This window comes from Denitratisoma sp., assembly GCA_032027165.1.
Lineage (GTDB): Bacteria > Pseudomonadota > Gammaproteobacteria > Burkholderiales > Rhodocyclaceae > Desulfobacillus.
In genome coordinates this window covers 3,114,969-3,141,030 of record JAVSMO010000001.1, presented here as the reverse complement: position 1 = coordinate 3,141,030, position 26,062 = coordinate 3,114,969, and the positions used below count along the sequence as shown (strand labels likewise).

The following is a 26,062-nucleotide window of genomic DNA, read 5'->3' as shown; positions in this document are numbered from 1 at the left end:
TAGCAAATTCTAATAAAGCCGTCTACGCCGGCAAACTGCCTGAATTTTAACCTATTCCACCTGTTTCACCCTGAACCACGCCGCATACAGTGCCGGCACGAACAGCACGGTCAGCACGGTGGCCACCAGCAGGCCGCCCATGATGGCAAAGGCCATCGGCCCCCACAGCACGTTGCGCGTGAGCGGGATCATCGCCAGCATGGCCGCCGCCGCCGTCAGCATGATCGGCCGGAAGCGGCGCACGGTGGCCTCGCGGATCGCCACCCAGGGCGGCTCGCCGGCCTTGATGTCCTGCTCGATCTGGTCGACCAGGATCACCGTGTTGCGCATGATCATGCCGCCCAGCGCGATGGTGCCGAGCATGGCGACGAAGCCGAAGGGCTGGCGGAACACCAGCAGCGCCAGCGCCACGCCGATCAGGCCGAGCGGCGCCGTCAGCAGCACCATGAACGTCCGCGCGAAGCTCTGCAGCTGGATCATCAGCAGCGCCAGCACCACCGCCAGCATCATCGGCATGCCGGCATTGATGGATTCCTGCGCGCGGCCGGATTCCTCGAGCGAGCCGCCGATCTCGATGCGGTAGCCGACGGGAAGCTGCGCCCGCAGGTCGGCCAGCTGCCGGTCGATGGTCATCGCCACGTCGGGCGCCTGCACGCCGTCGACGATGTCGGCACGCACCGTCAGGGTCAGCTCGCGGCTGCGCCGCCAGAGGATCGGCTCCTCGAAGGCCTCGCGCACCGTCGCCACCTGGGTCACCGGCACATAGCGCCCCGAGGCGGTCGGCACCTGCACGGCCAGCACCCGCTCCATGGCGTCGCGCTCGGCCTCCGGCGCGCGCAGCACGATGTCGATGAGGCGGTCGTTCTCGCGGAACTGCGCCAGCGTGGCGCCGCTGATGGCGCCCTGCAGGGCGCGCGAGACGCTCGCGGTCGACACGCCGAGGGCGCGCGCCTTGTCCTGGTCGACGTCGACGCGCAGCATCGGCGCGCGCTGGCCCCATTCGTGGTTGACGTCCATCGTGTGGGGCGAGGCGCGCATCGCCGCGGCCACCCGGTCGGCGATCTCCTTGATCTTCGGGATGTCGGTGCCGCTGACGCGGAACTGCACGGGATAGGACACCGGCGGGCCCAGTGCGACGCGGTTGGCGCGGGCGCGGATGCCGGGAAAGTCCTCGGCGAGGACTTTCCGCAGGCGCTCGACGATGCGCTCGCGCCCCTCCAGGTCCTTGCTCAGGATCACCGTCTGGGCGAAGTTGCTGCGGAACAATTGCTGGTCGAGCGAGAGGAAGTAGCGCGGCGAGCCGTTGCCGACATAGGTCACCCAGGAGGCGACGTCGCCGTCCTCGGCGATGACCGCCTCCAGCCGCTTGGCCTCCTTCTCGGTGGCGGCGAAGCTCGAGCCTTCCGGCAGCCACAGCTCGACCAGCACCTCGGGGCGGTTCGAGTTGGGGAAAAACTGCTTCTCGGTGAGGCCCATGCCGGCGACGCCGAGCACGAACAGGCCGAGCGTGGCGAGCATGGTCAGCTTGCGGTTCGCCAGGCACCAGTCGAGCACGCCGCGCAGCCGCGCGTAGAAGGGGGTGTCGAAGACGTCGTGGCCGGCGATGGCGTGCTCGTGCTGCGGGCCTTTGAGGATCCAGTTGCCGAGGAAGGGCGTGACGGTGACGGCGGCCACCCAGGAGACCAGCAGCGCCAGCGTCACCACGGCGAAGATGGCGAAGGTGTACTCGCCGGTGGCGGACTTCGCCGTGCCGATCGGCAGGAAGCCGGCCGCCGTGATCAGCGTGCCGGTGAGCATCGGGAAGGCGGTGCTGCGCCAGGCGAAGGCGGCGGCGGCGAGCTTGCCGAGGCCCTGCTCGATCTTTCTCGACATCATCTCCACCGCGATCATGGCGTCGTCGACCAGCAGGCCGAGCGCGATGATCAGCGCGCCGGTCGAGATGCGGTGCAGGTCGATGCCGAAGTAGCGCATGCCGAGGAAGGTCGCCGCCACCACCCAGGGGATGGTGATCGCCACCACCAGGCCGGTGCGCAGGCCGAGGCTGAGAAAGGACACCAGCAGCACGATGCCGAGCGCCTCGAGGAAGACACGCATGAAATCGCCCACCGCGGTCTTGACGATGCGCGGCTGGTCCGACACCTGGGCGAACTCGACGCCGATCGGCAGGTCGGCGCGGATGCGTTCCATCTCGGCGGACAGGTCCTCGCCCAGCTTGAGCACGTCGCCGTCCTTGGTCATCGACACGGCCAGGCCGATGGCCTGCTGGCCGCGGTAGTACATCTTCGAGATCGGCGGATCGACGTAGTCGCGATAAACCCGCGCGATGTCGCCGATGCGGATGCTGCGCCCGGCCGCCGCCACACGGGTATCGGCGACGGCGGCCACCGAGTTCAGTTCGCCGGTGACGCGCAGCGGGATGGTGTGCGTCGCCGAGTTCACCGCGCCGGCCGGCACCACGGCGTTCTGCGCGGCGATGGCCTGGGCGATCTGCTGCGCATCCAGCCCGAGCGCCGCCAGCTTCTGCGTCGACAGCTCGATGAAGATGCGGTCGTCCTGGACGCCGACGAGGTCGATCTTGGCGACGTTCTTCAGCTTCAGCAGGCGCTGGCGCGCCGCCTCGACGTAATCGCGCAGCTCGGAATGGCTGAAACCGTCGGCGGTGAAGGCATAGATCGAGCCGAAGACGTCGCCGAACTCGTCGTTGTAGAACGGGCCGGCGACGCCCTCCGGCAGGGTGTGGCGGATGTCTCCGATCTTCTTGCGCACCTGGTACCAGGCGTCGGCCACCGCCGGCCCGCGCGCCGTGTCGTGCAGCTCGAGGATGATGAGCGACTCGCCCGGCTTGGAGTAGCTGCGCGTGTGGCGGAAGAAGGGGATCTCCTGCAGCTTCTTCTCGATGCGGTCGGTGACCTGCTTGTCCACCTGCTCGGCCGTGGCGCCCGGCCACATGGTGCGGATCACCATGGCGCGGAAGGTGAAATCCGGGTCCTCGCGCTGGCCCAGCTTGAAATAGGAAGCGAAGCCGGAGATGGCGATGACCAGGATGAAGAACAACGTCAGCTCGCGGTGGCGCAACGCCGCCGCGGTGAGGTTGAAGCGGCCTTCGGGATTCACGGCAGGCGCACCTTCTGGCCCGGCTCGAGCAGGCTGGCGCCGGCGGTGACCACCAGCTGGCCCGGCTGCAGGCCTGCCTTGACGCGCATCTCGTTGCCGGCGACGCCGTCGGTCTCCACCCTGGTCAGCGCCACCGTCTGCGTGGCGGGATCGACGACCCAGACGTTGGCCTGGTCGTTGCGCGTGAAGAAGGCGGATAGCGGCAGCCTGAGCGCCGTGTCGCCGCGACTGACTTTTGCCTCGACGCGGGCGCTCATGCCGAGGCGCACCGACTCGTCGGCCGCCGCCACGGCGATGCGCGCCGTGAAGGTGCGCGTGGCGGGATCGGCGGAGGGCGAGAGCTCTCGCAGCCGCCCCTGCCAGCTGCGGCCGGGCAGGCTGTTGAGGACGACGGCGAAGCCCTCGGCGCCACGCACCTTCTCGACGTCGCCCTCCGGCACGGCGATGACGACTTCCTTCTCGTTCCCTTCGGCGACGCGCAGCACCGTCTGGCCGGCAGCCACCACCTGGCCGGCCTCGGCCTCGACCGTCGTGACGACGCCGTCGCGGTCGGCCGCCAGCGTGGTGTAGCCGGCCTGGTTGCGGGCGACGCCGGCCTGCGCCGCGGCCGTCTTCAGCGCCGTCTCCTTGGCGTCGAGCACGGCCTGGCTGACGAAATTCTTCGCGCGCAGGTCGCGGTAGCGCTTCGCCTCGGCTTCCGCCAGTGCGCGCGCCGCCTCGGCCTGCGCCGCATTGAGCGAGGCGTCCTGCGCATCAAGTCGCGCCAGGACCTGGCCGCGCCTGACCGCGGCGCCGACGTCGACGCGCCGCTCGACGAGCTTGCCGCCGAGGCGGAAGCCGAGCCGGCTCTCGTAGCGGGCGCGCACCTCGCCGGGAAAAGTCAGGCTGCCCGATGCGGCGGCGCCGTCCACCTTCATCACGCGCACCGTGCGCAGGGGCTGTTCCGGCGCCTCCTTCTTCGCGCAGCCGGCGGCGAACAGGGCGGCGAGGAGGGCCGCGCCCAGAAACACATTTCTCATGATTGCCTTCCGAGGGAGAAGCGCCGCAGCAGGCCGCCCTGCCGCGGGGCGCGCGGACGCATGGACAGCCAGTAGAGCAGCGGAATGACGAACAGCGTCAGCACGGTGGCGAAGCCGAGGCCCCAGACGATGGCGCTGGCCACCGGCCCCCACAGCAGGGACTTGCCGCCGAGGCCGAAGGCCAGCGAGAAGAGGCCGCCGACGGTGGTGACGCTGGTGATGATGATCGGCACGACGCGGCGGCGCGCGGCGTAGACGGCGGCGTGCAGCACGCCCATGCCGTCGCGCAGGCGGTCGTTGGCGGCGGCGATCAGCACGATGGCCGAATTCACGGCGATGCCGGTCAGGGCGATGACGCCGTACATGGTGTACAGCGACAGGGGATCGCGCGAAATGATCAGCCCGAGCGCCACGCCGGTGAAGGCCAGCGGCACGGTGACGAGGATCAGCAGCGGCTGCCAGTAGCTGCGGAACTGGGCGGCCAGGATCATGTAGATGAGGCCGACGCCGACGAGGAACAGCACCGCCATGGCATCGAGGCTCTCCTGGATGTCGTCCAGCTCGCCGGAGAAGTCGAGGGACACGCCCGGATGGTTCGCCCGCACCTTTTCCCACTCCTGGTTGATGATGCGGTTGGCCTTGACCGTGTCGGTCTGCGTCTTGTCGAGATCGGCCTCGACGGTGATGGCGCGCTTCAGGTTGTAGTGCTTGACGATGCCGGGGCCGGTGCGCGTCTCCTCGCGCACCAGGGCGCCGAGCGTGGTGCTGCCGCCGCCGGGCAGGGCCACCGGATCGGACAGGATGGCGGCGATGTCGGTCGTCCCCTCGCGCTTGGCCCGCACCCGCACCTCGACCTTCTCGCCCTTGTCGCGCGCCAGCGCGACGATCTCGCCGTCGACGTGCAGGCGCACGATGCGCGCCACCTGCGCCGGGTTGAGGCCGGCGTTGCGCACCGCCTCGCGATCGAGCGCCAGCACCATCTCGGGCCGGCCCGGCACCTCGTCGTCGGCGACGTCCTTGGCGCCGGGGATGGCGCGCACGATGGCGAGCAGCGCGTCGGCCGCCGCGCGCAGCGCCTGCTGGTCGTCGCCGCGCGCGCGCACGCGCACCGGCTTGGTCAGCGGCGGGCCGCCGGAGAGGATGGTGAAGGTCACCTTGCCGGGACCCGGCGTCGCCTCCACCTCGGTGCGCATGGCCTCGATCAGCTCGGGCACGCTGCGCGAATCCGGCGTGCGCGGATTGAGGGAGACGAAGACCTGTCCGTAGGCGTCGCCGTAGAGCGGCTCGGTGTCGGTGAACTTGATGCCGGCCACCGAGGCCAGCTCGCGCGCCTCGCCGTCCTTGAGGTGCCGGCGCACGCCCGCCTCGACCGCCTGCACCTTGGCCAGCGTGGCATCCACCGGCGCGCCGGCCGGCATGTCCACGTTCACGTAGAAAATGCGCAGCGGGTCGAGGGCGAAGAACTGCACGCGGATGACGCCCGTCGCCAGCGCGGCGACGGCGACCAGCAGCATGGCAACGGCAGCCGTCAGCCACAACCGCGGCCGCCGCATGACGCGGATCAGCAGGCGGGCGTACTTCACGCGCAGGGTGTGCGTGAAGCGGGCGCGCCAGCGCTGCATGCGCGAGGGGTTGTCGAGGTTCAGGCGCAGCACGGAGATGTGGGCCGGCAGCATCCAGTAGGCCTCGATCAGGCTGATGGCCAGCGCCAGCGTGACGACGAAGGGGATGATGAACATGAACTTGCCGACGATGCCGGGCAGCAGCATCAGCGGCAGGAAGGCCGAAATGGTCGTCGCCACCGATGAGGTCACCGGCGCGATCACCTCGCGCAGGGCATCGACCGCCGCGTTGAAGTAATCCTGCCCGCGCTGGATGCGGTAGTAGATGGCCTCGACCACCACCACCGCGTCGTCCACCAGCATGCCCAGCGCGATGACGATGCCGAGCAGCACCGAGATGTTGAGGGTGTAGCCCATGGCGTGCAGCACGCCGAAGGTGCCGGCGAGCGAGAAAGGGATGCCCAGCCCGACCAGCAGCGAGACGCGCGTGCCGAGGAACAGCCAGCAGATGCCGATCACCACCAGCAGGCCGATGACGGCATTCGACTCCATGACATTGATGGCCTCGCGCGTGGCCACCGTCTGGTCGTCCATCAGCATCGCCGAGACGCCGGTTTTTGCCAGCACCGGGTTCTGCTCGGCGATGTGGCGGTTGATCCTCTCGACCAGCTCGACGGTGTTGACGCGGCTCTTCTTGGTTACCGACAGCACCACTGCCGGGCGGCCGGAGGAGGCGGCCAGGCGGTCCGGCTTGATGCGCGTGCGCGCCGCCGTCGCCAGCGCGTCGAGCGGCACCTTCTCGCGCGGATTCAGGGCCGGCGCCACCGTCAGCCGCGCCAGGTAGGCCGGATCGACCTCCTGCCCGACCAGGCGCACCAGCCATTCGTCCTCGCCGACGCGCGCCTTGCCGGCGAAAGTGTCGCGGAACCAGGCGCCGACGCCGTCGGCGATGTCGGCGGCGGTGACGCCGCGCGCCTGCGCCGCCTGCGGCAGGAATTCCACGCGCAGCTCCGGGTCGTTGAGGCCGTTGGCGTAGACGCGGTCGACGCCGGGCATGCGCTCGATGTCGTCGCGCAGGCCCTTGGCGGCCAGGCGGAGGTACTCGTCGTCGGCGTTGCCCGTCACCAGCACCATCGCCGTCGGGAAGCCGTTCGAGGTGGTGATCTCGATGATGCGCGGCTCCTTGGCCTCGGCCGGCAGCTCGATGTTGGCGCGGTTCTGGATCTCGCGGCGCAGATCGTTCACGCGCTTGTCGAAGACGCGCTCGCTGATGTCGCTGAAGCGGATCAGCATCGAGGCGATGCCCTCGCGGCTGTTCGAGGCGACGAACTTGATGTCCGAGACGCCCTTGATGGCGTCCTCGAGCGGCTGCGTGACGCGCTTCTCGACGTCCTCGGCGGAGGCGCCGGGCAGCGCCGTCGTGACGATAACCCAGTTGAAGTTGATCTCCGGATCGCGCTCGCGCGGCATCGCCGCATAGGCGACGAAGCCCAGCACCAGCACCAGGGCGAAGGTGATGTTCGCCAGCGGGTGGTTGCGGATCAGGCTTTCGAACAGCTTCATTTTTGCATGCGCACCGTCTGGCCGTCGGCGAGGCCGTGGCGGCCGTCGGCGACGATGCGCTTGTCGGCCAGCATCGGCGCCGCCACCGGGCGGCCTTCCTGCGCACCGGGCAGCGGAATGAAGCGCGCCACGCTGTTCTCCACCACGAAGACGCCGAAGGCGGCGCCGCGCTTCGACACCAGCTCGGCCGGCAGATGGGGAACGGGATCGTTCCAGAGGATGCGGCCGTCGGCGCCCGGCGCCGCCGGCTGGTCGGCAAAGGCGAGACGGACGTCCACCACCCTCGCCTCGCGGCTGATGGCGGGCGAGACGCGCAGCAGCTTCACCTTGAACTCGCCGCCCGAGCCGGCGAAACGAACTTCAGCCGCGCCCTTGAGCGACGCGATGTCGCGCGGCGGCACCTGCGCGGCGACCTCGACGCGCGTCGCCTCCGACAGGGTCATCAGGGGTGCGCCGGGCGCGGCCAGTTCGCCGACCTGGGCCTGTCGGCTGCGCACGATGGCCTGGAAAGGTGCGCGCAGGGTGCACTTCTCGACGTTGCGCCGCGCCTGGGCGGCCTGCGCCTGGTCGAGCTTGACCTGGGCCTGGTGCACCGCCAGTTCGGTTTCCTTCTGCGAGAGCGCCTCGGCGGAGTAGAAGTTCTGCTTCGCCAGTTCGCGCGCGCGGTTGAGTTGCTGCTCGGCCAGCCGCGCGCGGGCGCGCGAGGAATCCAGCGCCGCCTGGGCCTTGGCCAGCGCCAGTTCGTGGTCACGCGCGTCGAGCCGGATCAGCACGGCACCCTTCGGCGCCACCTGGCCGACGTCGAACGCCACCTCCTTCACCGTGGCGGATACCTCGGCCGAGAGGCGGCTTTCGTTGAGGCTCACCGCCGATGCCGGCGCCTCGCGCGCCGGATGCTGGGCGACGTCCTTGAAGGCCTTCGTCGTGACGGCGGCCGGCTGCGGCGGCTGCTGGGCCAGTGCCGGCAAGGCGGCCAGGGCGAGGAGGGCGAGGAAGCGGGGCACGGTTTTTCTCCTTGTTGTTCAGGCCGGATCGCTGCGCAGGCCGCGCAGCGTCAGTTCGAGGTATTCCCGGAGGTAGGCGTCGATCGGCACGTTGGTGACGCCGCAGCAGTCGAGCGAGTGCTTCCAGACCTGGCGCAGGATCAGCGGGGCGAAGACGATATGCACGATGATCTCGGGATCGAAGGGCCGGAATTCGCCGCTCTCGATGCCGCGGCTCAGGGCGGCCGCCATGAGGCGCTTGCCGCGCTCGATCACCTCCTCGGCGTAGAAGCGCGCGATCTCGGGGAAATTGCGCGCCTCGGCGAAGATCAGCTTTGGAATGCCGCCGATCGGGCTGTCGCCGACCGCCTCCCACCAGCGCGCGACGATCGCCCGGAACAGTTCCTCGGCAGGGGCGCTCGACTGCGCGACCAGCGTCTCGCCTTCTTCGATCAGCGGCACCAGGCCCTCGCGCACGACGGCCTTGAACAACGCCTCCTTGCTGTCGAAGTAAAGATACAGCGTGCCCTTCGACACGCCGGCCCGCGCCGCCACTTCCTCCAGGCGCGTGGCGGCAAAGCCCTTCTCGACGAAGAGTTCGAGGGCGGCGGCAGTGAGTTCCTGCGGACGCGCTTCCTTGCGGCGTTTCCAGCGGGTCTTGGGAGCAGGCATCAGGCGTTATATATAACTGACCGGTCAGTAATATAAATTCACGGCCCCCTGCTGTCAATCCCTCCGCTTACCAGCCTCCTCCTCCGCCGCCGCCACCACCACCGCCCGACGAGCCGCCGCCACCACCGCCTCCTGACCCGCTGCCCGGCGGATTCGAGGCGGATGCGATGGCGCCGGAAAGCCCGCCGGCCAGCGCGCCGGCGAAGCCGCTGCCCGGCGCATCCCATGAAGAACCGCTGTACCAGCGCGGCACAGCGTCGGCGCCGCCCTCCGCCCTGGCCTTGGCCAGGATGTCGGAGAACTGCTCGGCCCAAGCATTCTCGACGCCGAGGGCCAGCGCATAGGGCAGGTATTTCTCGAACAGTTGGAGGGTCCGGTCCGGCCCGCGCCGCACGCGCAGCTCGTCCTTTTCCGCCACGGCGAGATACATGCGGAAGCCGGCGATTTCGTCGAGCAGCCGGCGGCCGGCCAGCGTCGGCGCCTGCAGCAGGCGATAGAAGACGAAGTTGACCCCGACCAGCAGGAGCAGCAGCACGGCCAGCACGGGCGTGCCCTGGGTGAACAGGACATAGAGTCCGACCAGTTCCCCGCCGATGAAAGGGATCGAGAAGGCCGTGATGAACAGCGCCGGCACGATCATCAGCCACTTGCCCGACAAGCACTGGCGCCAGATGCTCGCCGCCTGCATCACGATCATATAGACGCCGAAGGTCCAGCCGGTGAGCCAGAACAGCATGAACAGCGCCAGCGCATCGGGGCGGCTCGACTGGAAGGTGGCGACGACGAGCACAACGAAGCTGGCGATCAGGCCCGGGATCAGGTACGCGCCGTTGGTGACGAAATGCTGCTTGAGGTGCTCCTTCTTCAGCGCGTCCTTGAGCGCCTTGTGCGCGGCCTGCAGGGTCGCGGCGTGCTCGTTGCGAAGGGGCAGCGCGCCGCCCGGCGCGAGCCTGAGGGCGTCCAGCAGCGCCTTCTCGTCGTTGGCGAGCGGCTCGGCGGCTGCGTCGCGCGGCCGCTCCAGGGTGTAATCGCGGTCGTCGTCCTCGCTGAGGCGCAGATGGCCCTTGACCGCCAGCGCCACCACGGCGGCGGTAAACACGCGGTCGTCGTAGCCGCGCCGCTCGAGGAAGCGCGCATCGGCGGCGGAGACGTCCTTCGGCGGGGCAAAGCGCGGGATCACGGTGCTCCCGGCCGGATCGCGGCCGTAGCGGTGCCAGACGACGAGGTAATAGGCGAGCAGCAGGACGAGGCCGGCGAGGCCGGCGCGCCACTCCGGGTTGTCGCGCGTCCAGCGCGCCAGATGCTGCTCGCGCGTCGGCTCGGCGACGAGGCCCTTGGGCCAGCCGACGACGATGGTCAGGCCCTGGTTCGGCATCAGCGGCGCGGTGGTCATGAACCGGGCCCGGCCCTCGGCGTCTACTCGAGAGCGCCAGTCGCGCCCCTTTTCGCCGGCATGCCCGGTGTAGGCTTCCAGCGCCAGCGAGGACTCGGGCAGCGCCTTGGGCAGGACGACCGCGGCCGTGGCACGCTCGATGATGAACGACCAGCCGTTGCCGGTGACGTTCCAGTACAGCTCGTCGCGATCCGCGAAGAAGCCGAGCTGCCAGTCGGTGCGATAGCGGATCTCGTAGCGGTGCAGGCCGTGCGGGACGTTGCGGTCGGCGCGGCCGATGTAGAGGCGGACGCCGTTTGACTGCTCCTTCATGTGCCAGGGTTCCTCCACGCCGTTGCGCCTCACCGAGCGCACCTCGAAGGGCACCACGGCGCGGCCGTGCCAGGCGCGGTAGATCGTCGGGAAGTCGCGGTAGATGCCGCGCTTGATCTGGCGGCCCTCGGCGTAGACCAGGATCGTCTCGGTGACCTCCAGCGCGCCGTCCGCCCGCACCTCGATCCGCGCGTCGAACTCGCGGATGGTCTCGCCGCCGAACTCCGATGCCGCTGCAGTAAAAGTCAGTCCCCACAGGACGGCGAGGAAGAGCAGCCGCATCATTTGAAAGGCAGCTCCGGGCTGAGGCGCTGGGTCGCCAGCTCGATCTCGAAGTAGTCCATGTGCGCGAAGCCGAACAGCCGCGCGACGATATTGCTGGGAAAGGAGTCGACCAGGATGTTCAGCTCGCGCACCGTGCCGTTGTAGTAGCGGCGGGCGTACTGGATCTGCTCCTCGGCCTCGGAGATCTGCGCCTGCAGGTCGAGGTAGCTGCGGCTGGCCTTGAGGTCGGGATAGGCCTCGACCACGGCGAGCAGCTCGCGCAGGCGGCCGGTGAGCGCGTTCTCGGCGGCGGCGCGCTGCGGCGAGGGCGCCCCGCTGCGCGCCTCGACGCTCTCGCGCAGGACTTCGCGCTCGTAGCCGGCGTAGGCCTTCACCGCCTCGACCAGCTTGGGCAGCAGGTCGTGCCGGCGCTTGAGCTGCACGTCGATGCCGCTCCAGGCCTCCCGCGCGTGGTTGCGCCGCGCCACCAGCCGGTTGTAGAGGACGATGCCCCATAGCAGCATTGCCGCCGCCAGTACCGCCAGGATCCAGCCGAACGTCATGGACCTCTCCTCGCCTGGGCGTTCCGGCAAACTGCCGCAAGGCGCCCGCGCCTTGCATCCTGCCCCGCTTTGCAGTAGTTTGCGGCTACTGGGGGTGCCGGACGGATTGCCCGGCTGAGATCATACCCTTTGAACCTGTACGGGTAATGCCGTCGTAGGGAAGCCGCAAGACTTCCTTCCCGCATTCCCTCTGGAAGGAAACACCATGAACGCCAAGGAGCAATTCGTCGCCGCGTCCGCCCATGTGGACGCGGCGGCCGTCAAGCCGCTGCCGCAGTCGCGCAAGATCTACGTCATGGGCAGCCGGCCCGACATCCGCGTGCCGATGCGCGAGATCAGCCAGTCCGACACGCCGGCCGCGATGGGTGCGGAGAAGAATCCGTCCATCTGCGTCTACGACTGTTCGGGGCCCTACACCGACCCGCAGGCGAAGATCGACATCCGCAAGGGCCTGCCCGCCCTGCGCCAGCAGTGGATCGAGGAGCGCGGCGACAGCGAGGAACTGCCGGCGCTCAGCTCCGCCTACGGCCGCAGCCGCGAGGCCGATCCGGCGCTCGCCGCGATGCGCTTCGACCTCAAGCGCAAGCCGCGCCGCGCGAAAGCCGGCATGAATGTCTCGCAGATGCACTACGCCCGCCGCGGCATCGTCACGCCGGAGATGGAGTTCATCGCCATCCGCGAGAACCAGAAGCGCGAGGGGCTCTCGGAACTGCTGCTGCGCCAGCATCCCGGCGAGACCTTCGGCGCGTCCATCCCGAAAATCATCACGCCGGAATTCGTCCGCGACGAGGTGGCGCGCGGCCGCGCCGTGATCCCGGCCAACATCAACCACCCGGAAGCCGAGCCGATGATCATCGGCCGCAACTTCCTCGTCAAGATCAACGCCAACATCGGCAACTCGGCGCTCGGCTCCAGCATCCAGGAGGAAGTCGAGAAGATGACCTGGGCCATCCGCTGGGGCGGCGACACGGTGATGGACTTGTCCACCGGCAAGAACATCCACGAGACGCGCGAGTGGATCGTGCGCAACTCGCCGGTGCCGATCGGCACCGTGCCGATCTACCAGGCGCTCGAAAAGGTGAACGGCAAGGCCGAGGAGCTGACCTGGGAGATCTTCCGCGACACCCTGATCGAGCAGGCGGAGCAGGGCGTCGACTACTTCACCATCCACGCCGGCGTGCTGCTGCGCTACATCCCGATGACGGCGAAGCGCATGACCGGCATCGTCTCGCGCGGCGGCTCGATCCTCGCCAAGTGGTGCCTSGCGCACCACMRGGAGAACTTCCTCTACACGCACTTCGAGGACATCTGCGAGATCATGAAGGCCTACGACGTCAGCTTCAGCCTCGGCGACGGCCTGCGSCCCGGCTCGGTGCACGACGCCAACGACGMGGCGCAGCTKGGCGAGCTGGCGACGCTGGGCGAGCTCACCGACATCGCCTGGAAGCACGAGGTGCAGACCATCATCGARGGCCCCGGCCACGTGCCSATGCACCTCATCAAGGAGAACATGGACCTGCAGCTGAAGCACTGCAAGGAGGCGCCCTTCTACACCCTCGGSCCGCTGGTCACCGACATCGCSCCCGGCTACGACCACATCACCAGCGCCATCGGCGCGGCGATGATCGGCTGGTTCGGCACCGCCATGCTCTGCTACGTCACGCCGAAGGAGCACCTCGGCCTGCCCGACAAGGACGACGTCAAGGACGGCATCATCGCCTACAAGATCGCCGCCCACGCCGCCGACCTCGCCAAGGGCCATCCCGGCGCGCAGATCCGCGACAACGCGCTGTCGAAGGCGCGCTTCGAGTTCCGCTGGGACGACCAGTTCAACCTCGGCCTCGATCCGGACAAGGCGCGCGAGTTCCACGACGAGACGCTGCCGCAGGAAGGCGCCAAGCTGGCGCACTTCTGCTCGATGTGCGGGCCGCACTTCTGCTCGATGAAGATCACCCAGGACGTGCGCGACTTCGCCGCCGCGCAGGGCGTCTCGGAGGAAGAGGCTCTGAAGAAGGGCCTGGAACAGAAGGCGGTGGAGTTCGTCGGCTCCGGCGCCGAGGTCTACCGCAAGGCTTAGAAGACGATCACCTGGCGCACCGCCTCGCCCGCCGCGAGGCGGTCGAAGCCGGCGTTGATGTCGTCGAGTGGAATCCGCGCGGTGATCAGCTTGTCCACCGGCAGCTTGCCGGCGTGGTAGAGCGCGATGTAGTGCGGGATGTCGCGCGCCGGCACGGCGGAACCCAGATAGCTGCCCTTCAGCGTGCGCTCCTCCGCCACCAGGTTAACCGCCTGCAAATTGAAGCGGTGGTCGGGATGCGGCAGGCTGCAGGTCACCGTGGTGCCGCCGCGCCGCGTGATCCTGTAGGCCACCTCCAGCGCATCCACCGAGCTCGCCGCCTCGATGGCGTACTCGACGCCGCCGTGCGTCGCCGCCCTCACCTGCGCCACCAGATCCGGATCGTCGGCGTTGAAGACGTGCGTCGCGCCGAGCGCATAGGCGCGCTCGAGCTTGTCGTCGAGCCGGTCGATGGCGACGATCTGGCGCGCGCCGGCGGCATGCGCGCCGAGCAGCGCGGCGAGGCCGACGCCGCCGAGGCCGACGATGGCCACCGTGGCGCCGAGGGGAATGCGCGCCGAATTGATGACGGCGCCGACGCCCGTCAGCACGGCGCAGCCGAACACCGCGGCGACGTCCGCCGGCAGCTCCGGATCGACCTTCACCAGCGTGCCGCGCGAGACCACGGCGTACTCGGCGAAGCAGGAGACGCCGACCTGGTGGTTCAGCAACGAACCGTCGGCGCGATGCACGCGGCGCCCGCCGCCGAGCAGCGTGCCGGCGCCATTGGCGGCCGCGCCCGGCTCGCACAGGGCGGGACGGCCCTCCATGCAGGGCACGCAGTGGCCGCAGCTCGGCACGAACACCAGCGCGACCGAGTCGCCGCGCTTCAGGTCGGTGACGCCGGGGCCGCATTCCTCGACGACGCCCGCCGCCTCGTGGCCGAGCACCATCGGCATGACGCGCGGCCGGTCGCCGTTGATGATGGAGAGATCGGAGTGGCAGAGGCCGGCGGCGGTGATCTTCACCAGCACCTCGCCCGGCCCCGGGGAATCCAGCTCGATGGTCTCGATGGCGACGGGGCGCGTCTGCGCATAGGGGCCGGGGCGGCCCATCTCGTCGAGAATGGCGGCGCGGATCTTCATGCAATGCCTCCGAAGCAGAGATATTTGATTTCGAGATATTCCTCGATGCCGTACTTCGAGCCCTCGCGGCCGATGCCGGACTGCTTGACGCCGCCGAAGGGCGCCACCTCGTTCGACATGATGCCGGTGTTCACGCCGACCATGCCGTACTCGAGCGCCTCGCCGACGCGGAAGCAGCGCGCCACGTCGCGCGAGAAGAAGTAGGCGGCCAGGCCGAACTCGGTGTCGTTGGCCATGGCGATCGCCTCGGCCTCGGTCTTGAACCTGAACAGCGGCGCCACCGGGCCGAAGGTCTCCTCGCGGGCGCACTTCATGTCCGGCGTGACGTCGGCGATCACCGTCGGCTCGTAGAAGGTGCCGCCCAGGGCATGGCGCCTGCCGCCGGTGAGGACTTTCGCGCCCTTGGCCAGCGCGTCGGCGATGTGCTCCTCGACCTTGGCCAGCGCCTGTTCGTCGATGAGCGGGCCCTGCACGACGCCCTCTTCCAGTCCGCTGCCGACGCGCAGCTCCTTCGCGCGCACCGCCAGCTTGACGGCGAAGGCGTCGTAGATGCCGTCCTGCACCAGCAGGCGGTTGGCGCAGACGCAGGTCTGGCCGGTGTTGCGGTACTTCGAGGCGAGCGCGCCTTCCACCGCGGCGTCGAGGTCGGCATCGTCGAAGACGATGAAAGGCGCATTGCCGCCGAGCTCGAGCGAGACTTTCTTGACGCTCGGCGCGCACTGCGCCATGAGCAGGCGGCCCACTTCGGTCGAGCCGGTGAAGGAGAGCTTGCGCACGACCGGGTTGCCGGTCAGCTCGCCGCCGATCTTCGGCGCCGACGCCGCGCTGCCGGTGACGACGTTGAAGACGCCGGCCGGAAAGCCGGCGCGATGCGCGAGCTCGGCCAGCGCCAGCGCGGTGAGCGGCGTCTGCTCGGCCGGCTTCACCACCACGGTGCAGCCGGCGGCGAGGGCGGGGGCCACTTTCCGCGTGATCATCGCCGCCGGGAAGTTCCACGGCGTGATGGCGGCACAGACGCCGATCGGCTGCTTGACGACGATGAGCCGCTTGTCGGCCTGGGTGGCGGGAATGGTGTCGCCGTAGGCGCGCTTGGCCTCCTCGGCGAACCACTCGACGAAGCTCGCCGCGTACACCACCTCGCCCATCGCCTCGGCATAGGGCTTGCCCTGTTCGGAGGTCATCAGGCGCGCGATGTCGGCGGCGTTGGCCAGCATCAGCTCGTACCACTTGCGCAGGATCGCCGAGCGCTCCTTGGCGGTCCTGTTCCGCCAGCCGGGCCAGGCGCGGTCGGCGGCGGCGATGGCGCGGCGCGTCTCGGCGGCGCCCATGTCGGGGACGGCGGCGATCGGTTCGCCGCTGGCGGGATCGGTGACGGGGAAGGTGGCGCCGCCCTCCGCGCCGCACCAGGCGCCGTCGATGTAGGCAAGGCTCTGCAGGAGCTGCTGGTCGTTCAGGTTCATGGTCGTCTCAAAAAACAGAGCCCCGATCGGGGCCGGTGCCGCAGTTTAACGCCTCGGCGGAAAAGCGCGCCAGCCGCAGGGGTTTTCAGGCGGAAAGATGCGTGTATAGTCAGCATTCCAGATTTAAACGAAGCATGCCGTGACATCCCCGGATTCCGACTCCCGCCGCTACGCCCTGCGGCTCATCATCTGCGGCAGCCTGGTCGTCTCGCTCGGCCTCGGCCTGCGCCACACCTTCGGCCTCTTCATGCAACCGATGACGACCTCGCTCGGCTGGAGCCGCGAGGCCTTCTCCTTCGCCATCGCGGTGCAGAACCTGGTGTGGGGCGCGGCGGCGCCCTTCGCCGGCTGGCTGGCGGACCGCTACGGCGCCGGGCGCGTGGTGTTCGGCTCCGGCCTGCTCTACGCGCTGGGCCTGGCGCTGATGGCGCATTCGCCGACCCCGGCCTTCTTCGTCTTCTCGGCCGGCATCCTGGTCGGCATGGGCCTGTCCGGCACCACCTTCTCCACCATCTACGGCGCGGTGGGCCGGGCGGTCGATCCGGCGAAGCGCGCCTCGGCGCTGGCCATCGTCGGCGCGGCCGGCTCCTTCGGCCAGTTCCTGCTGGTGCCGGTCGGCCAGAGCATGATCGGCTCGCTCGGCTGGTACGGCGCGATGATCGGCCTGGCGGTGGCCGGCGCCATGATGATTCCGCTCGCCTTCGGCAGCCGGGAAGTGCGGCCGGAACCGGCCGGCCATGCCGTTGCGCAATCCACCATGGAGGCGCTGCGCGAAGCCTTCTCGCACCGCGGTTTCTGGCTGCTGACGCTGGGCTTCTTCGTCTGCGGCTTCCAGGTGGTGTTCATCGGCGCGCACCTGCCCTCCTACGTCCTCGACAAGGGGCTGCCGGCCAACGTCGGCATGCTGGCGCTGGCGCTGATCGGCCTGTTCAATATCTTCGGCACCTACGGCTTCGGCCAGATGGGCGGCCGCTGGTCGAAGAAGAAGCTGCTGGCGGTGATCTATCTCGCGCGCAGCGTGGTCATCGTCGCCTTCCTCGCCGCGCCGCTGTCGTCGTGGTCGGTTGGCATCTTCGCGGCGGCGATGGGCTTCCTCTGGCTTGGCACGGTGCCGCTCACCAACGGCCTGGTGGCGCAGGTCTTCGGCGTGCGCTACCTCGCCATGCTGTCCGGCTTCGTCTTCTTCAGCCACCAGATCGGCAGCTTCCTCGGCGTCTGGCTGGGCGGCCTGCTGTTCGACAGGACCGGCTCCTACGACATCGTCTGGATGATCTGCATCGCGCTGGGCGTGGTGGCGGCGCTGCTCAACCTGCCGGTGGACGAGCGGCCGCTGGCGCGCCTCTCTGCACAGCCGGCCCGATGAAGGCGACGCGCCTGCTTCTGATCCTTGCGGCGGTCGCCATCGCCGCCTTCGTCTCCGGCTGGGCCTTCCGCGCCTACCTGCAGCCCGAAGCCGTGGTAGATTTCGCCAACCGCATCCTCTTCTGCAACTGACATGCCCGTTCCGACTTTATTCCGCGGCCGCATGACCGCGCCCGTCATCGCCGCGCCGATGTTCCTCGTCTCCGGCCCGCACCTCGTCATCGAAGCCTGCAAGGCCGGCATCGCCGGCACTTTCCCCACGCTGAATGCGCGCCCGATCGAGGTGCTCGACGAGTGGCTGACGCAGATCAACGCCGAGCTGGGCGCGGCGATGGCGGCGAATCCGCAGGCGCCGGTCGCGCCCTATGGCGTAAACCTCATCCTGCACCACTCCAACGCGCGGCTGGCGCAGGACTTCGATCTGGTGGTGAAGCACAAGGTGCCCTTCGTCATCACCAGCCTCGGCCACCCCGGCGAGGTGGTCAAGGCGGTGCACGGCTACGGCGGCGTGGTGTTCAGCGACGTCATCCACGCCTATCACGCGAAGAAGGCCATCGCCGCCGGTGTCGACGGCATCGTCTGCGTCGCCGGCGGCGCAGGCGGCCATGCCGGCACGCAGAGTCCTTTCTCGCTGGTGCGCGAAATCCGCGAATTCTGGGACGGCGCGCTGGTGCTGGGCGGGGCGATTTCCGACGGCGCCTCGGTGCGCGCGGCGGAAGTGATGGGCGCCGACTTCGCCTACCTGGGCACGCGCTTCATCGCCACGCGGGAATCGATGGCCACCGACGACTACAAGCAGATGATCCTCGATTGCACGGCGAAGGACATCGTCTACACGCCGGCCATCACCGGCACGCACGCCAACTTCCTCTGGCCGAGCCTGGAGAAGGCCGGCTACAGGAAAGAGATGCTGGGGAGCACCGACGCCAAGGAGGATTTCGGCTCGGGCGCCAAGGCCTGGCGCGACACCTGGAGCGCCGGCCACGGCGTGGCGACCATCCACGACGTGCCGGCAACCGCCGAACTGGCGGCACGGCTGGCGGCCGAATACCGCGCCGCCTGCGCGCTGCCGGCGAGTCCCGCGCTCGGTTAGAAACGGGTCTTCGAGAGGTCCTGCGAGATCTCCAGCGGCTTCGCCGGCTCGCGCGCGCCGAAGATCAGCCGGCGGATGCCGCCGGCGATGGCCAGCCAGAGCGGCACCACCGCCATCACGTAATAGGCCGTCACCACCGGCCACATGCCGTGGTCGGCCGATGCCGCCATGCTTCCCCGCACGTACCAGGCGATGCCGCCGGCCAGCAGCAGGGCCAGCACGCTGACGGCAATGTTGTACGCCCGCATGGAGGCCGGATCGGGCCGCGGCGGCGACAGGCGCCAGAACACCCAGATGGCCAGCACCAGCAGGGGAATCATCAGGGAAACGGCGAAGAGCATCAGCGTTTGTCGGTTTTACCGCAAAGAAACAGTTCAATGGCGCGCTCGGCGATCTGCTCGATGCCGGAGCCGCCGCCGGGCCGGTACCACTGCACCACCCAGTTCAGCGCGCCGAAGAGCAGCAGGCGCGCCACCTTGCCGTCGTCGGCAATGCGGCCGGCCTTCTTCAGCTCGCGCAGCACAGGTTGCCACACCGCCTCGTAGCGGTCCTTGACGGCGATCACCTCGGCGCGAGATTCGTCCGACAGGGCACGCCACTCGTAGAGCAGCACCGGGAACTCGGTGTGGTCCTCGAGGATGATGCGCAGGTGGCTCTGCACCAGGGCGCGGAACTTCGCCTCCGGGTCCTTCAGTCCGGCCACCGCCGCCTGCTGCGCCTCGAGCGCCGCCGTCAGGCCCTCGATCATCACCGCCTTGAGCATGTCCTGCTTGCTCTTGAAGTGGTAGAAGGGGCTGCCCGAGCGCATGCCGACGGCGTCGGCGATGTCGCGGATGGTGGTGGCATCGAAACCCTTGTCGACGAACAGCCGGCCCGCCGCGCGGATCAGCTCCGCGCGGCGGTTGCCCTCGTCGGCGGCCGCGGCCTTGCGCGCGGCCGGTTTTTTCTCAGAACGCGCCATGCTTTCCTTCCCCTTTTCCGAAGCGGGCGGCGCCTTGCAGCCACTCGCCGCTTTCCAGCGTTTTCAGTCCGTGCGTGAATTCGTTCGCCATCGCCTGCGATGGCGGCAGGCCCCATTGCTCGAGGCTCGACAGCCGGTCGTGGCGCAGGCAGCTCTGCGGATGTTTCGCCAATTCCGCCGCCAGCGCCTCGGCCGCCGCGCGCGCCGTGCCGTCGGCGACGACGCGGTTGGCCAGCCCCATCGCCAGCGCCTCCGCGGCGCCGACCGGCCGGCCGGTGAGGATCAGGTCGAGCGCGCGCGACTGGCCGATCAGCCGCGGCAGCCGCACGGTGCCGCCGTCGATGAGCGGCACGCCGAAGCGGCGGCAGAAGACGCCGAAGGTCGCGCTCTCCTCCGCCACGCGCAGGTCGCACCAGCAGGCCAGCTCCAGCCCGCCGGCGACGCAGTAGCCAGAAACGGCGGCGATCACCGGCTTGGTGAGCAGCATGCGCGTCGGTCCCATCGGCCCGTCGCCCTCCGGCGAAAGCGCATTGCGTGTCGCCTCGCCGGCAAAGCCCTTCAGGTCGGCGCCGGCGCAGAAGTGCCCGCCGGCGCCCCACAGCACGGCGACGTCCGATTCCGCATCGGCCTCGAAGGCACGGAAGGCCGCCGCCAGCGCCGTGGCCGTCGGCCGGTCGACGGCGTTGCGCTTCTCCGGGCGGTCGAGGATGACCGTGGTGACGCGGCCCTTCTTTTCGATGCGGACGTTCAAGTGTCGATCTCCATGCGCAGCAATGCGGCGGCGGCGCATTTTCCCAGATTGTCGCTGCGCAGGGAACGCGCCGCGCCGCCGGAGAGCGCGCCGTTGAGCACGATCTTCAGCGCCAGCAGATTGTCGAGCGGATACAGCTCGACCGGCCCCGAGGCCATGCCGGCGAAGTGGCGCGCGAGGCGCTCCGGCGTGACCTCGCGCTTGAGCAAGGCGTAGGTCGCCGCGTCGGGCGCGAAGAGGCCGAGGTCGCAGCGGTCGCCCTTGTCGCCGCTGCGGGCGTGGGCGATGTCCACCAATCGCCGCTTCATGCCGCCGTCTCCTGCAGACTGACTTTTATCTCGGGCTCGACGAGATCGCGCCGCACCAGCGTCGGCCACAGGCCGAGCAGCTGCCGTGCCGGCTCGATGCCGGAGAAGCCGCTCGCCGTCGGCGGGCCGGACAAGGCCAGCCAGGGAAACTGGCGCGGGAAGGCCTCGGCCAGGCGCCGGTCCTTCGCGCGCACCGACATCTTCAGGTACACCTCGTTGAGTTCCTCGATGCGCGAATCGTCGGCGAGCGCGCCGAGCAGCGAGTCGTAGCCGAGGAACTCGGTGTGGATCTCGTCGTACTGCAGTTTCAGCTCGGCGAGTTGCTGCCGGACGATGGCCTCGGTGGCGCGCGCCTTCTTCATGGCGCCGGGCCAGGAGTAGCCGATGGTGGCGGTGCCGGCCCAGCCGTCATCAAAACCGGCGACGATCTTCAGTTTCTCCGGGCGCGGCCGCCCGGTGGCACCGCTCACTTTCACGCGGTCGCCGCCAAGGTCCTCGAGCTTCAGCGTGCCCATGTCGAGCACGACGTCGGGCGAGAAGTAGGCGTGCGGGTTGTGCACTTCATAGAGCAGCTGCTGGCGCACGGTGTCGAAGTCGACGCGGCCGCCGGTGCCCGGCGCCTTGGTGATGATCGCCGTGCCGTCGGCGCTGACTTCCGCGATCGGGTAGCCGATGTGGCCGAGGTCGGGCACCAACTCCCAGCCGTTTTCCAGATACGAATTGAAGTTGCCGCCGCTGCCCTGGCCAGAGCATTCGAGCAGGTGGCCGACGGTGAGGCCCTGGGCGAGGCGGTCCCAGTCGTCCATGGCCCAGTCGAACTCGTGGACCAGCGGCGCCAGGAACAGCGCGGCGTCGGCGACGCGGCCGGTCAGCACGATGTCGGCACCGGCTTTCAGCGCGCGCACCAGCGGCTGGGCGCCGAGGTAGGCGTTGGCGAAGAGCAGGCGCGCGCGCACCGTGTCGATCGCGGCACCGGTGTCGAGGTGGTCGAGCGGCTCGCCGGCCGCGCGCAGCGCGTCGATGCGGTCGAGCACGGCATCGCCGGTGACGGTGGCGATCTTCGCCTTCCAGCCGCGCTTGGCGAATTCCGCCACCAGCGTTTCGCGTGCGCCCTCGGGGTTGAGGCCGCCGGCATTCAGCAGGAACTTCACGCCGCGCGGCTGCGCCAGCGGCCACAGCGTGGTCAGCATCGGCACGAGGTCGCGCGTGTAGCCCGCCGCCGGGTCCTTCATGCGGTCCTTCTGCAGGATCGCCAGGGTCAGCTCGGCGAGGTGGTCCGAGCCGATGTACTGCACCCCGCCACGCGCGATGCTGGCGGCGACCGGCTTCCACGAATCGCCGTAGAAACCGAGGCCGGCGCCGACGCGGACGGTCTTCATCGGGCTTACTGCGCCGGCCAGGCGCGCTCGAGGATGGATTCGAAGTTGCTGTTCTTCGGCAGGGTGCCGAAGGCGTAGCCCCAGTCGCCGGCCAGCCGCGTCGCGCAGAAGGCCTGCGCCACGTAGTCCGGCGCGAAGCGCAGCAGCAGCGCGCCCTGCAGCGCCAGCGCCATGTCCTGCACGAGGCGGCGGGCGCGATTCTCCATGGCGTCGGCATCCTGCAGTTCGTCCTTCAGCCAGGACACCCAGCGGTCGAACACCGCGCTCCTGCCGAAGGCCGGCTCGATCTCGGCCATGAGGAATTCGACGCTGCGCGGATGCTTCGCCATGGCGCGCAGCACGTCGAGGCACATGACGTTGCCGGAGCCTTCCCAGATGGAGTTCAAGGGGCTCTGCCGGAACAGGCGCGGCATCGGCCCCTCCTCGACGAAGCCGTTGCCGCCGTGCACCTCCATCGCCTCGGCGACCAGCGTCGGGCAGCGCTTGCAGATCCAGTACTTGGCCAGCGGCGTGAGGATGCGCCGCAACTGGGTCTCGGCTTCGTCCTCCTGGGCGTCGAAGGCGCGCGCCAGGCGCAGCGACAGCGCGGTGGCGGCCTCGACCTCGAGCGCCATGTCGGCCAGCACGTTCTGCATCAGCGGCTGGTTGCGCAGCAGCTTGCCGAAGGCGGCGCGCAGCGAAGTGTGGTGCATGGCCTGGGAGAGCGCGGCGCGCATGATGCCCGTGCTGCCGATGGCGCAGTCGAGGCGGGTGTATACGCCCATCTCCAGCACGGTGGGGATGCCGCGCCCCTCTTCGCCGACCAGCCAGCCCGTCGAGCCCCAGAACTCGGCCTCGGTGCCGGCGTTGGAGCGGTCGCCCATCTTGTCCTTGAAGCGCTGGATGCGGATCTCGTTCAGCCGCCCGTCCGGCGTCCAGCGCGGCACGAAGAAGCACGACAGGCCCTTCGGCGACTGTGCCGTGACGAGGAAGGCGTCGCACATCGGCGCCGACAGGAACCACTTGTGGCCGACGATGCGCCAGGTGCCGTCGCCGAGGGGTTCGGCGCGGGTCGTATTCGCGCGCACGTCGGAGCCGCCCTGCTTCTCGGTGAGGCCCATGCCGATCAGCACGCCCTTCTTCTGCGCGGCGGGGATGAAGCGCCTGTCGTACTCGCGCGAGAGCAGCAGCGGCATCCAGTCGCGGGCGATCTCCGGCACCTGCTTCAGCACCGGCACGGCGCCGTAGGTCATGGTGGTCGGGCAGAGCGAGCCGTCCTCGATCTCGGCGAACATGACGTAGGCGGCGGCGCGGGCGACGTGGGCGCCCGGCTTCGGCTCGGCCCATGGCCCGGTGTCGCAGCCATTGCGCTTCAGCCAGGACAGGCACTCGTGCCAGGACGGATGGAACTCCACCTCGTCGCGACGGTTGCCGTAGCGGTCGAACAGCTTGAGTTGCGGCGTATTGACGTTCGCGAGGCGGCCGTGCTCGATCCACTCGGCGCTGCCGACCTCGGCGCCGCGCGCCGTCAGCCAGTCGTGCGCCCAGCCGGCGCCCTCGCGCGCGGCGGCTTCCTGCAGGGGCAGGTTGCGGGTGTAGGCGTTGTAGTTCTCCAGCGCATGGGCCTGGTTGATGACCTCGTGCGTCGCCATCAGCGGCGGGTGTTTGGCGTCCATATAAAGGCCTCCGGAATGGCACAAAGCAATTGCTTGCTTGACAGAGTTTTTGCACTTTACTACCCTTGCCCGTCCATTGCAATCGGAGAGGGCTATGATCGAGCGAACCTTGTTCACGGAGGAACACGCGCTGTTCCGCGACGCCGCGCGGCGCTTCATGGAAACCCAGGTGCAGCCGCACCGCGAGCGCTGGGAGGAACAGGGCTACGTCGACCGCGAGGTGTGGCTGAAGGCCGGCGAAGCCGGCTTCCTCTGCCCCTCCATGCCCGAGCAGTACGGCGGCGCCGGCGCCGACAAGCTCTACAGCTCGGTGCTGATCGAGGAGCAGTACCGCATCGGCGACTCCGGCCTCGGCTTCAGCCTGCACTCGGAGATCGTCGCTCCCTACCTGCTGCACTACGGCAACGAGCACATCAAGCAGACCTACCTGCCGAAGATGGCGACCGGCGAGATGATCGGCGCCATCGCCATGACCGAGCCGGCCGCCGGCAGCGACCTGCAGGGCATCAAGACCACGGCGGTGAAGAGCGGCGACCACTGGCTGCTGAACGGCTCGAAGACCTTCATCACCAACGGCTGGCACGCCGACCTCGTCATCGTCGTCGCCAAGACCGACGCAAGCAAGGGCTACAAGGGCATCAGCCTGTTCGTCGTCGATACCTCGATGCCCGGCTTCTCCAAGGGCAAGCGCCTGAAGAAGATCGGCATGAAGGCGCAGGACACGGCCGAGCTGTTCTTCGACAACGTCAAGGTGCCGGCCTCGAATCTCCTCGGCGACGAGGGCGCCGGCTTCGTGTACCTGATGCAGGAGCTGCCCTGGGAGCGCATGCAGATCGCCCTCGGCGCGGTTTCGGCGGCCGAGGCGGCGCTGGCGTGGACCGTCGCCTACTGCCACGAGCGCAAGGCCTTCGGCAAGGAGGTGATGGACTTCCAGCACACCCGCTTCACCCTGGCCGAGCTGAAGACCGAGGTGCAGATCGCCCGCGTCTTCGTCGACCGCTGCATGGAGCTGCTCCTGCAGGACAAGCTCGACGCCGTCGACGCCTCGATGGCCAAATACTGGACCACCGACCTGCAGTGCAAGGTGATCGACGCCTGCCTGCAGCTGCACGGCGGCTACGGCTACATGTGGGAATACCCGATCGCGCGCGCCTACGCCGACGCCCGCGTGCAGCGCATCTACGGCGGCACCAACGAAATCATGAAAGAAATCATCTCGAGGACCCTGTAACCATGGCCGAAGCCTACATCTACGACGCCGTGCGCACGCCGCGCGGCAAGGGCCGCAAGGACGGCGCGCTGCACGGCGTCACGCCGATCGAGCTGGCCGCCACGGCGCTGCGCGCGGTGCGCGACCGCAACGCCCTCGACACTTCGCTGGTGGACGACGTCGTCCTCGGCTGCGTCGAGCCGGTCGCCGAACAGGGCGCCGACATCGCCCGCGTCGCCGCGCTCTATGCCGACTACGCCCTGACCGCCTCCGGCGTCACCGTCAGCCGCTTCTGCGCCTCCGGCCTGGAGGCCTGCAACCAGGCGGCGGCGCAGGTCATGTCCGGCCAGTCCGACCTCGTCGTCGGCGGCGGCGTCGAGTCGATGTCGCGCGTGCCGATGTTCTCCTCGGGCGGCGCCTGGCCGACCGACCCGCAGGTGGCGGCGAAGACCTATTTCGTGCCGCAGGGCATCTCGGCCGACACCATCGCCACCAAGTGGGGCTACTCGCGCCGCGAGCTCGACGCCTACGCCGCCGAGTCGCAACGCCGCGCCAAGCAGGCCTGGGACGAGGGCCGCTTCAAAAAGTCCATCGTGCCGGTGAAGGACGTGAACGGCCTGACCATCCTCGACCGCGACGAGTACATGCGCCCGGAGACGACGCTGGAATCGCTGGCCACGCTCAAGCCGGCCTTCGCCGAACAGGGCGAGCAGTACGGTTTCGATTCCGTGATCCTGCAGCGCTACCCCGAACTCGAGCGCATCGAGCACGTGCACCACGCCGGCAACAGCTCCGGCATCGTCGACGGCGCCGCCGCCGTGCTGATCGGCAGCAAGGCGATGGGCGAGAAGCTCGGCCTCAAGCCGCGCGCCCGCATCCGCGCCTTCGCCTCCATCGGCTCGGAGCCCTCCATCATGCTGACCGGCCCGGCGCCCGCCACGGAGAAAGCCTTGAAGCGCGCCGGCATGTCGGTGAAGGACATCGACCTCTATGAACTCAACGAGGCCTTCGCCGCTGTGGTGGTGCACTACATGCGCCTGCTCGACATCCCGCACGACCGGATGAACGTGAACGGCGGCTCGATCGCCATGGGCCATCCGCTCGGCGCCACCGGCGCCATGATCCTCGGCACGCTGCTCGACGAGCTCGAGCGGCGCAACCTGTCCACCGGCCTCGCCACGCTGTGCGTCGGCGCCGGCATGGGCACCGCGACGATTATCGAAAGGGTGTAAGCAAG

General features: G+C 69.1%; 21 protein-coding genes and 1 riboswitch. Of the genes, 6 read left to right on the top strand and 15 right to left on the bottom strand.

The window, feature by feature from the left end; translation table 11 throughout:
* Positions 1 to 51: 51 nt before the first annotated feature.
* The 7 genes from ROZ00_15330 to ROZ00_15300 form a co-directional block, all read right to left on the bottom strand.
* On the bottom strand, positions 52 to 3,114 hold the full coding sequence (locus tag ROZ00_15330) for an efflux RND transporter permease subunit (GenBank protein ID MDT3737600.1): 3,063 nt from the start codon (positions 3,112 to 3,114) through the stop codon (positions 52 to 54).
* Entirely contained in the window at positions 3,111 to 4,133 is a 1,023-nt protein-coding gene (locus ROZ00_15325; GenBank protein ID MDT3737599.1) for an efflux RND transporter periplasmic adaptor subunit, read from the bottom strand. The genes ROZ00_15330 and ROZ00_15325 overlap by 4 nt, the downstream gene beginning before the upstream one ends.
* Positions 4,130 to 7,258 carry an efflux RND transporter permease subunit gene (locus ROZ00_15320; GenBank protein ID MDT3737598.1) on the bottom strand — a complete coding sequence of 1,043 codons (3,129 nt, stop codon included), beginning with the start codon at positions 7,256 to 7,258 and terminating at the stop codon, positions 4,130 to 4,132. Before ROZ00_15320 ends, ROZ00_15325 begins: the two co-directional genes overlap by 4 nt.
* A complete protein-coding gene (locus ROZ00_15315) occupies positions 7,255 to 8,262 on the bottom strand; it encodes an efflux RND transporter periplasmic adaptor subunit (GenBank protein ID MDT3737597.1) in 1,008 nt (335 codons plus the stop codon). Before ROZ00_15315 ends, ROZ00_15320 begins: the two co-directional genes overlap by 4 nt.
* An 18-nt stretch (positions 8,263 to 8,280) precedes the next feature.
* Positions 8,281 to 8,913 (bottom strand): TetR/AcrR family transcriptional regulator, encoded by a 633-nt coding sequence (locus tag ROZ00_15310; GenBank protein MDT3737596.1) that lies wholly within the window; start codon positions 8,911 to 8,913, stop codon positions 8,281 to 8,283.
* Positions 8,914 to 8,980: 67 nt separating this feature from the next.
* Complete coding sequence (locus ROZ00_15305) at positions 8,981 to 10,903, bottom strand: DUF2207 domain-containing protein (protein ID MDT3737595.1); 1,923 nt, start codon at positions 10,901 to 10,903, stop codon at positions 8,981 to 8,983.
* Positions 10,900 to 11,445 carry a LemA family protein gene (locus tag ROZ00_15300; protein MDT3737594.1) on the bottom strand — a complete coding sequence of 182 codons (546 nt, stop codon included), beginning with the start codon at positions 11,443 to 11,445 and terminating at the stop codon, positions 10,900 to 10,902. Before ROZ00_15300 ends, ROZ00_15305 begins: the two co-directional genes overlap by 4 nt.
* 80 nt (positions 11,446 to 11,525) lie before the next feature.
* A riboswitch (TPP riboswitch) is annotated at positions 11,526 to 11,623 on the top strand.
* 27 nt (positions 11,624 to 11,650) lie between these two features.
* On the opposite strand from ROZ00_15300, the gene thiC reads away from it, so the two are divergent.
* Positions 11,651 to 13,522, top strand: a complete 1,872-nt coding sequence (gene thiC, locus ROZ00_15295; GenBank protein MDT3737593.1) for a phosphomethylpyrimidine synthase ThiC — start codon at positions 11,651 to 11,653, stop codon at positions 13,520 to 13,522.
* Here the strand turns inward: thiC and ROZ00_15290 are convergent.
* Together ROZ00_15290 and gabD are read right to left on the bottom strand one after the other, a co-directional pair.
* Complete coding sequence (locus ROZ00_15290) at positions 13,519 to 14,646, bottom strand: zinc-dependent alcohol dehydrogenase family protein (GenBank protein MDT3737592.1); 1,128 nt, start codon at positions 14,644 to 14,646, stop codon at positions 13,519 to 13,521. The genes thiC and ROZ00_15290 overlap by 4 nt on opposite strands.
* Positions 14,643 to 16,106: an NADP-dependent succinate-semialdehyde dehydrogenase gene (gabD, locus tag ROZ00_15285; GenBank protein MDT3737591.1), complete on the bottom strand. Its 1,464-nt coding sequence runs from the start codon at positions 16,104 to 16,106 to the stop codon at positions 14,643 to 14,645. The genes ROZ00_15290 and gabD overlap by 4 nt, the downstream gene beginning before the upstream one ends.
* Before the next feature lie 139 nt (positions 16,107 to 16,245).
* Here gabD and ROZ00_15280 point away from each other — a divergent pair, with 139 nt between their 5' ends.
* Genes ROZ00_15280 through ROZ00_15270 form a run of 3 tightly spaced genes read left to right on the top strand, consistent with a single transcriptional unit; the run spans position 16,246 to position 18,561 of the window.
* Positions 16,246 to 17,469, top strand: a complete 1,224-nt coding sequence (locus tag ROZ00_15280) for an MFS transporter (GenBank protein ID MDT3737590.1) — start codon at positions 16,246 to 16,248, stop codon at positions 17,467 to 17,469.
* On the top strand, positions 17,466 to 17,600 hold the full coding sequence (locus ROZ00_15275) for a hypothetical protein (protein ID MDT3737589.1): 135 nt from the start codon (positions 17,466 to 17,468) through the stop codon (positions 17,598 to 17,600). The genes ROZ00_15280 and ROZ00_15275 overlap by 4 nt, the downstream gene beginning before the upstream one ends.
* A 31-nt stretch (positions 17,601 to 17,631) precedes the next feature.
* Positions 17,632 to 18,561, top strand: a complete 930-nt coding sequence (locus ROZ00_15270; protein ID MDT3737588.1) for a nitronate monooxygenase — start codon at positions 17,632 to 17,634, stop codon at positions 18,559 to 18,561.
* Here the strand turns inward: ROZ00_15270 and ROZ00_15265 are convergent.
* From ROZ00_15265 to ROZ00_15240, 6 genes are read right to left on the bottom strand one after another with little or no spacing between them, the layout of a single operon-like run.
* Positions 18,558 to 18,902: a hypothetical protein gene (locus ROZ00_15265; GenBank protein ID MDT3737587.1), complete on the bottom strand. Its 345-nt coding sequence runs from the start codon at positions 18,900 to 18,902 to the stop codon at positions 18,558 to 18,560. The genes ROZ00_15270 and ROZ00_15265 overlap by 4 nt on opposite strands.
* Positions 18,902 to 19,522, bottom strand: a complete 621-nt coding sequence (locus ROZ00_15260) for a TetR/AcrR family transcriptional regulator (protein MDT3737586.1) — start codon at positions 19,520 to 19,522, stop codon at positions 18,902 to 18,904. The genes ROZ00_15265 and ROZ00_15260 overlap by 1 nt, the downstream gene beginning before the upstream one ends.
* Positions 19,509 to 20,273, bottom strand: a complete 765-nt coding sequence (locus ROZ00_15255; GenBank protein MDT3737585.1) for a crotonase/enoyl-CoA hydratase family protein — start codon at positions 20,271 to 20,273, stop codon at positions 19,509 to 19,511. Before ROZ00_15255 ends, ROZ00_15260 begins: the two co-directional genes overlap by 14 nt.
* Positions 20,270 to 20,581: a hypothetical protein gene (locus tag ROZ00_15250; GenBank protein MDT3737584.1), complete on the bottom strand. Its 312-nt coding sequence runs from the start codon at positions 20,579 to 20,581 to the stop codon at positions 20,270 to 20,272. The genes ROZ00_15255 and ROZ00_15250 overlap by 4 nt, the downstream gene beginning before the upstream one ends.
* Complete coding sequence (locus ROZ00_15245) at positions 20,578 to 21,960, bottom strand: acyclic terpene utilization AtuA family protein (protein MDT3737583.1); 1,383 nt, start codon at positions 21,958 to 21,960, stop codon at positions 20,578 to 20,580. The genes ROZ00_15250 and ROZ00_15245 overlap by 4 nt, the downstream gene beginning before the upstream one ends.
* 5 nt (positions 21,961 to 21,965) lie before the next feature.
* A complete protein-coding gene (locus ROZ00_15240) occupies positions 21,966 to 23,615 on the bottom strand; it encodes an isovaleryl-CoA dehydrogenase (protein MDT3737582.1) in 1,650 nt (549 codons plus the stop codon).
* A gap of 94 nt (positions 23,616 to 23,709) precedes the next feature.
* Here ROZ00_15240 and ROZ00_15235 point away from each other — a divergent pair, with 94 nt between their 5' ends.
* Both ROZ00_15235 and ROZ00_15230 read left to right on the top strand, forming a co-directional pair.
* A complete protein-coding gene (locus tag ROZ00_15235; protein ID MDT3737581.1) occupies positions 23,710 to 24,846 on the top strand; it encodes an acyl-CoA dehydrogenase family protein in 1,137 nt (378 codons plus the stop codon).
* 2 nt (positions 24,847 to 24,848) lie between these two features.
* Positions 24,849 to 26,057, top strand: a complete 1,209-nt coding sequence (locus ROZ00_15230) for an acetyl-CoA C-acetyltransferase (GenBank protein MDT3737580.1) — start codon at positions 24,849 to 24,851, stop codon at positions 26,055 to 26,057.
* Positions 26,058 to 26,062 lie beyond the last annotated feature (5 nt).

What these genes read in the sequence shown, in the direction of transcription:
- ROZ00_15305 (MDT3737595.1), bottom strand. Translation starts at nt 10,903, where the DNA reads ATGATGCGGCTGCTCTTCCTCGCCGTCCTGTGGGGACTGACTTTTACT.
- ROZ00_15290 (MDT3737592.1), bottom strand. Translation starts at nt 14,646, where the DNA reads ATGAAGATCCGCGCCGCCATTCTCGACGAGATGGGCCGCCCCGGCCCC.
- ROZ00_15235 (MDT3737581.1), top strand. Translation starts at nt 23,710, where the DNA reads ATGATCGAGCGAACCTTGTTCACGGAGGAACACGCGCTGTTCCGCGAC.
- ROZ00_15300 (MDT3737594.1), bottom strand. Translation starts at nt 11,445, where the DNA reads ATGACGTTCGGCTGGATCCTGGCGGTACTGGCGGCGGCAATGCTGCTA.
- ROZ00_15310 (MDT3737596.1), bottom strand. Translation starts at nt 8,913, where the DNA reads ATGCCTGCTCCCAAGACCCGCTGGAAACGCCGCAAGGAAGCGCGTCCG.
- gabD (MDT3737591.1), bottom strand. Translation starts at nt 16,106, where the DNA reads ATGAACCTGAACGACCAGCAGCTCCTGCAGAGCCTTGCCTACATCGAC.
- ROZ00_15240 (MDT3737582.1), bottom strand. Translation starts at nt 23,615, where the DNA reads ATGGACGCCAAACACCCGCCGCTGATGGCGACGCACGAGGTCATCAAC.
- ROZ00_15265 (MDT3737587.1), bottom strand. Translation starts at nt 18,902, where the DNA reads ATGCTCTTCGCCGTTTCCCTGATGATTCCCCTGCTGGTGCTGGCCATC.
- ROZ00_15250 (MDT3737584.1), bottom strand. Translation starts at nt 20,581, where the DNA reads ATGAAGCGGCGATTGGTGGACATCGCCCACGCCCGCAGCGGCGACAAG.
- ROZ00_15245 (MDT3737583.1), bottom strand. Translation starts at nt 21,960, where the DNA reads ATGAAGACCGTCCGCGTCGGCGCCGGCCTCGGTTTCTACGGCGATTCG.
- ROZ00_15230 (MDT3737580.1), top strand. Translation starts at nt 24,849, where the DNA reads ATGGCCGAAGCCTACATCTACGACGCCGTGCGCACGCCGCGCGGCAAG.
- ROZ00_15275 (MDT3737589.1), top strand. Translation starts at nt 17,466, where the DNA reads ATGAAGGCGACGCGCCTGCTTCTGATCCTTGCGGCGGTCGCCATCGCC.
- ROZ00_15260 (MDT3737586.1), bottom strand. Translation starts at nt 19,522, where the DNA reads ATGGCGCGTTCTGAGAAAAAACCGGCCGCGCGCAAGGCCGCGGCCGCC.
- ROZ00_15270 (MDT3737588.1), top strand. Translation starts at nt 17,632, where the DNA reads ATGACCGCGCCCGTCATCGCCGCGCCGATGTTCCTCGTCTCCGGCCCG.
- ROZ00_15325 (MDT3737599.1), bottom strand. Translation starts at nt 4,133, where the DNA reads ATGAGAAATGTGTTTCTGGGCGCGGCCCTCCTCGCCGCCCTGTTCGCC.
- ROZ00_15320 (MDT3737598.1), bottom strand. Translation starts at nt 7,258, where the DNA reads ATGAAGCTGTTCGAAAGCCTGATCCGCAACCACCCGCTGGCGAACATC.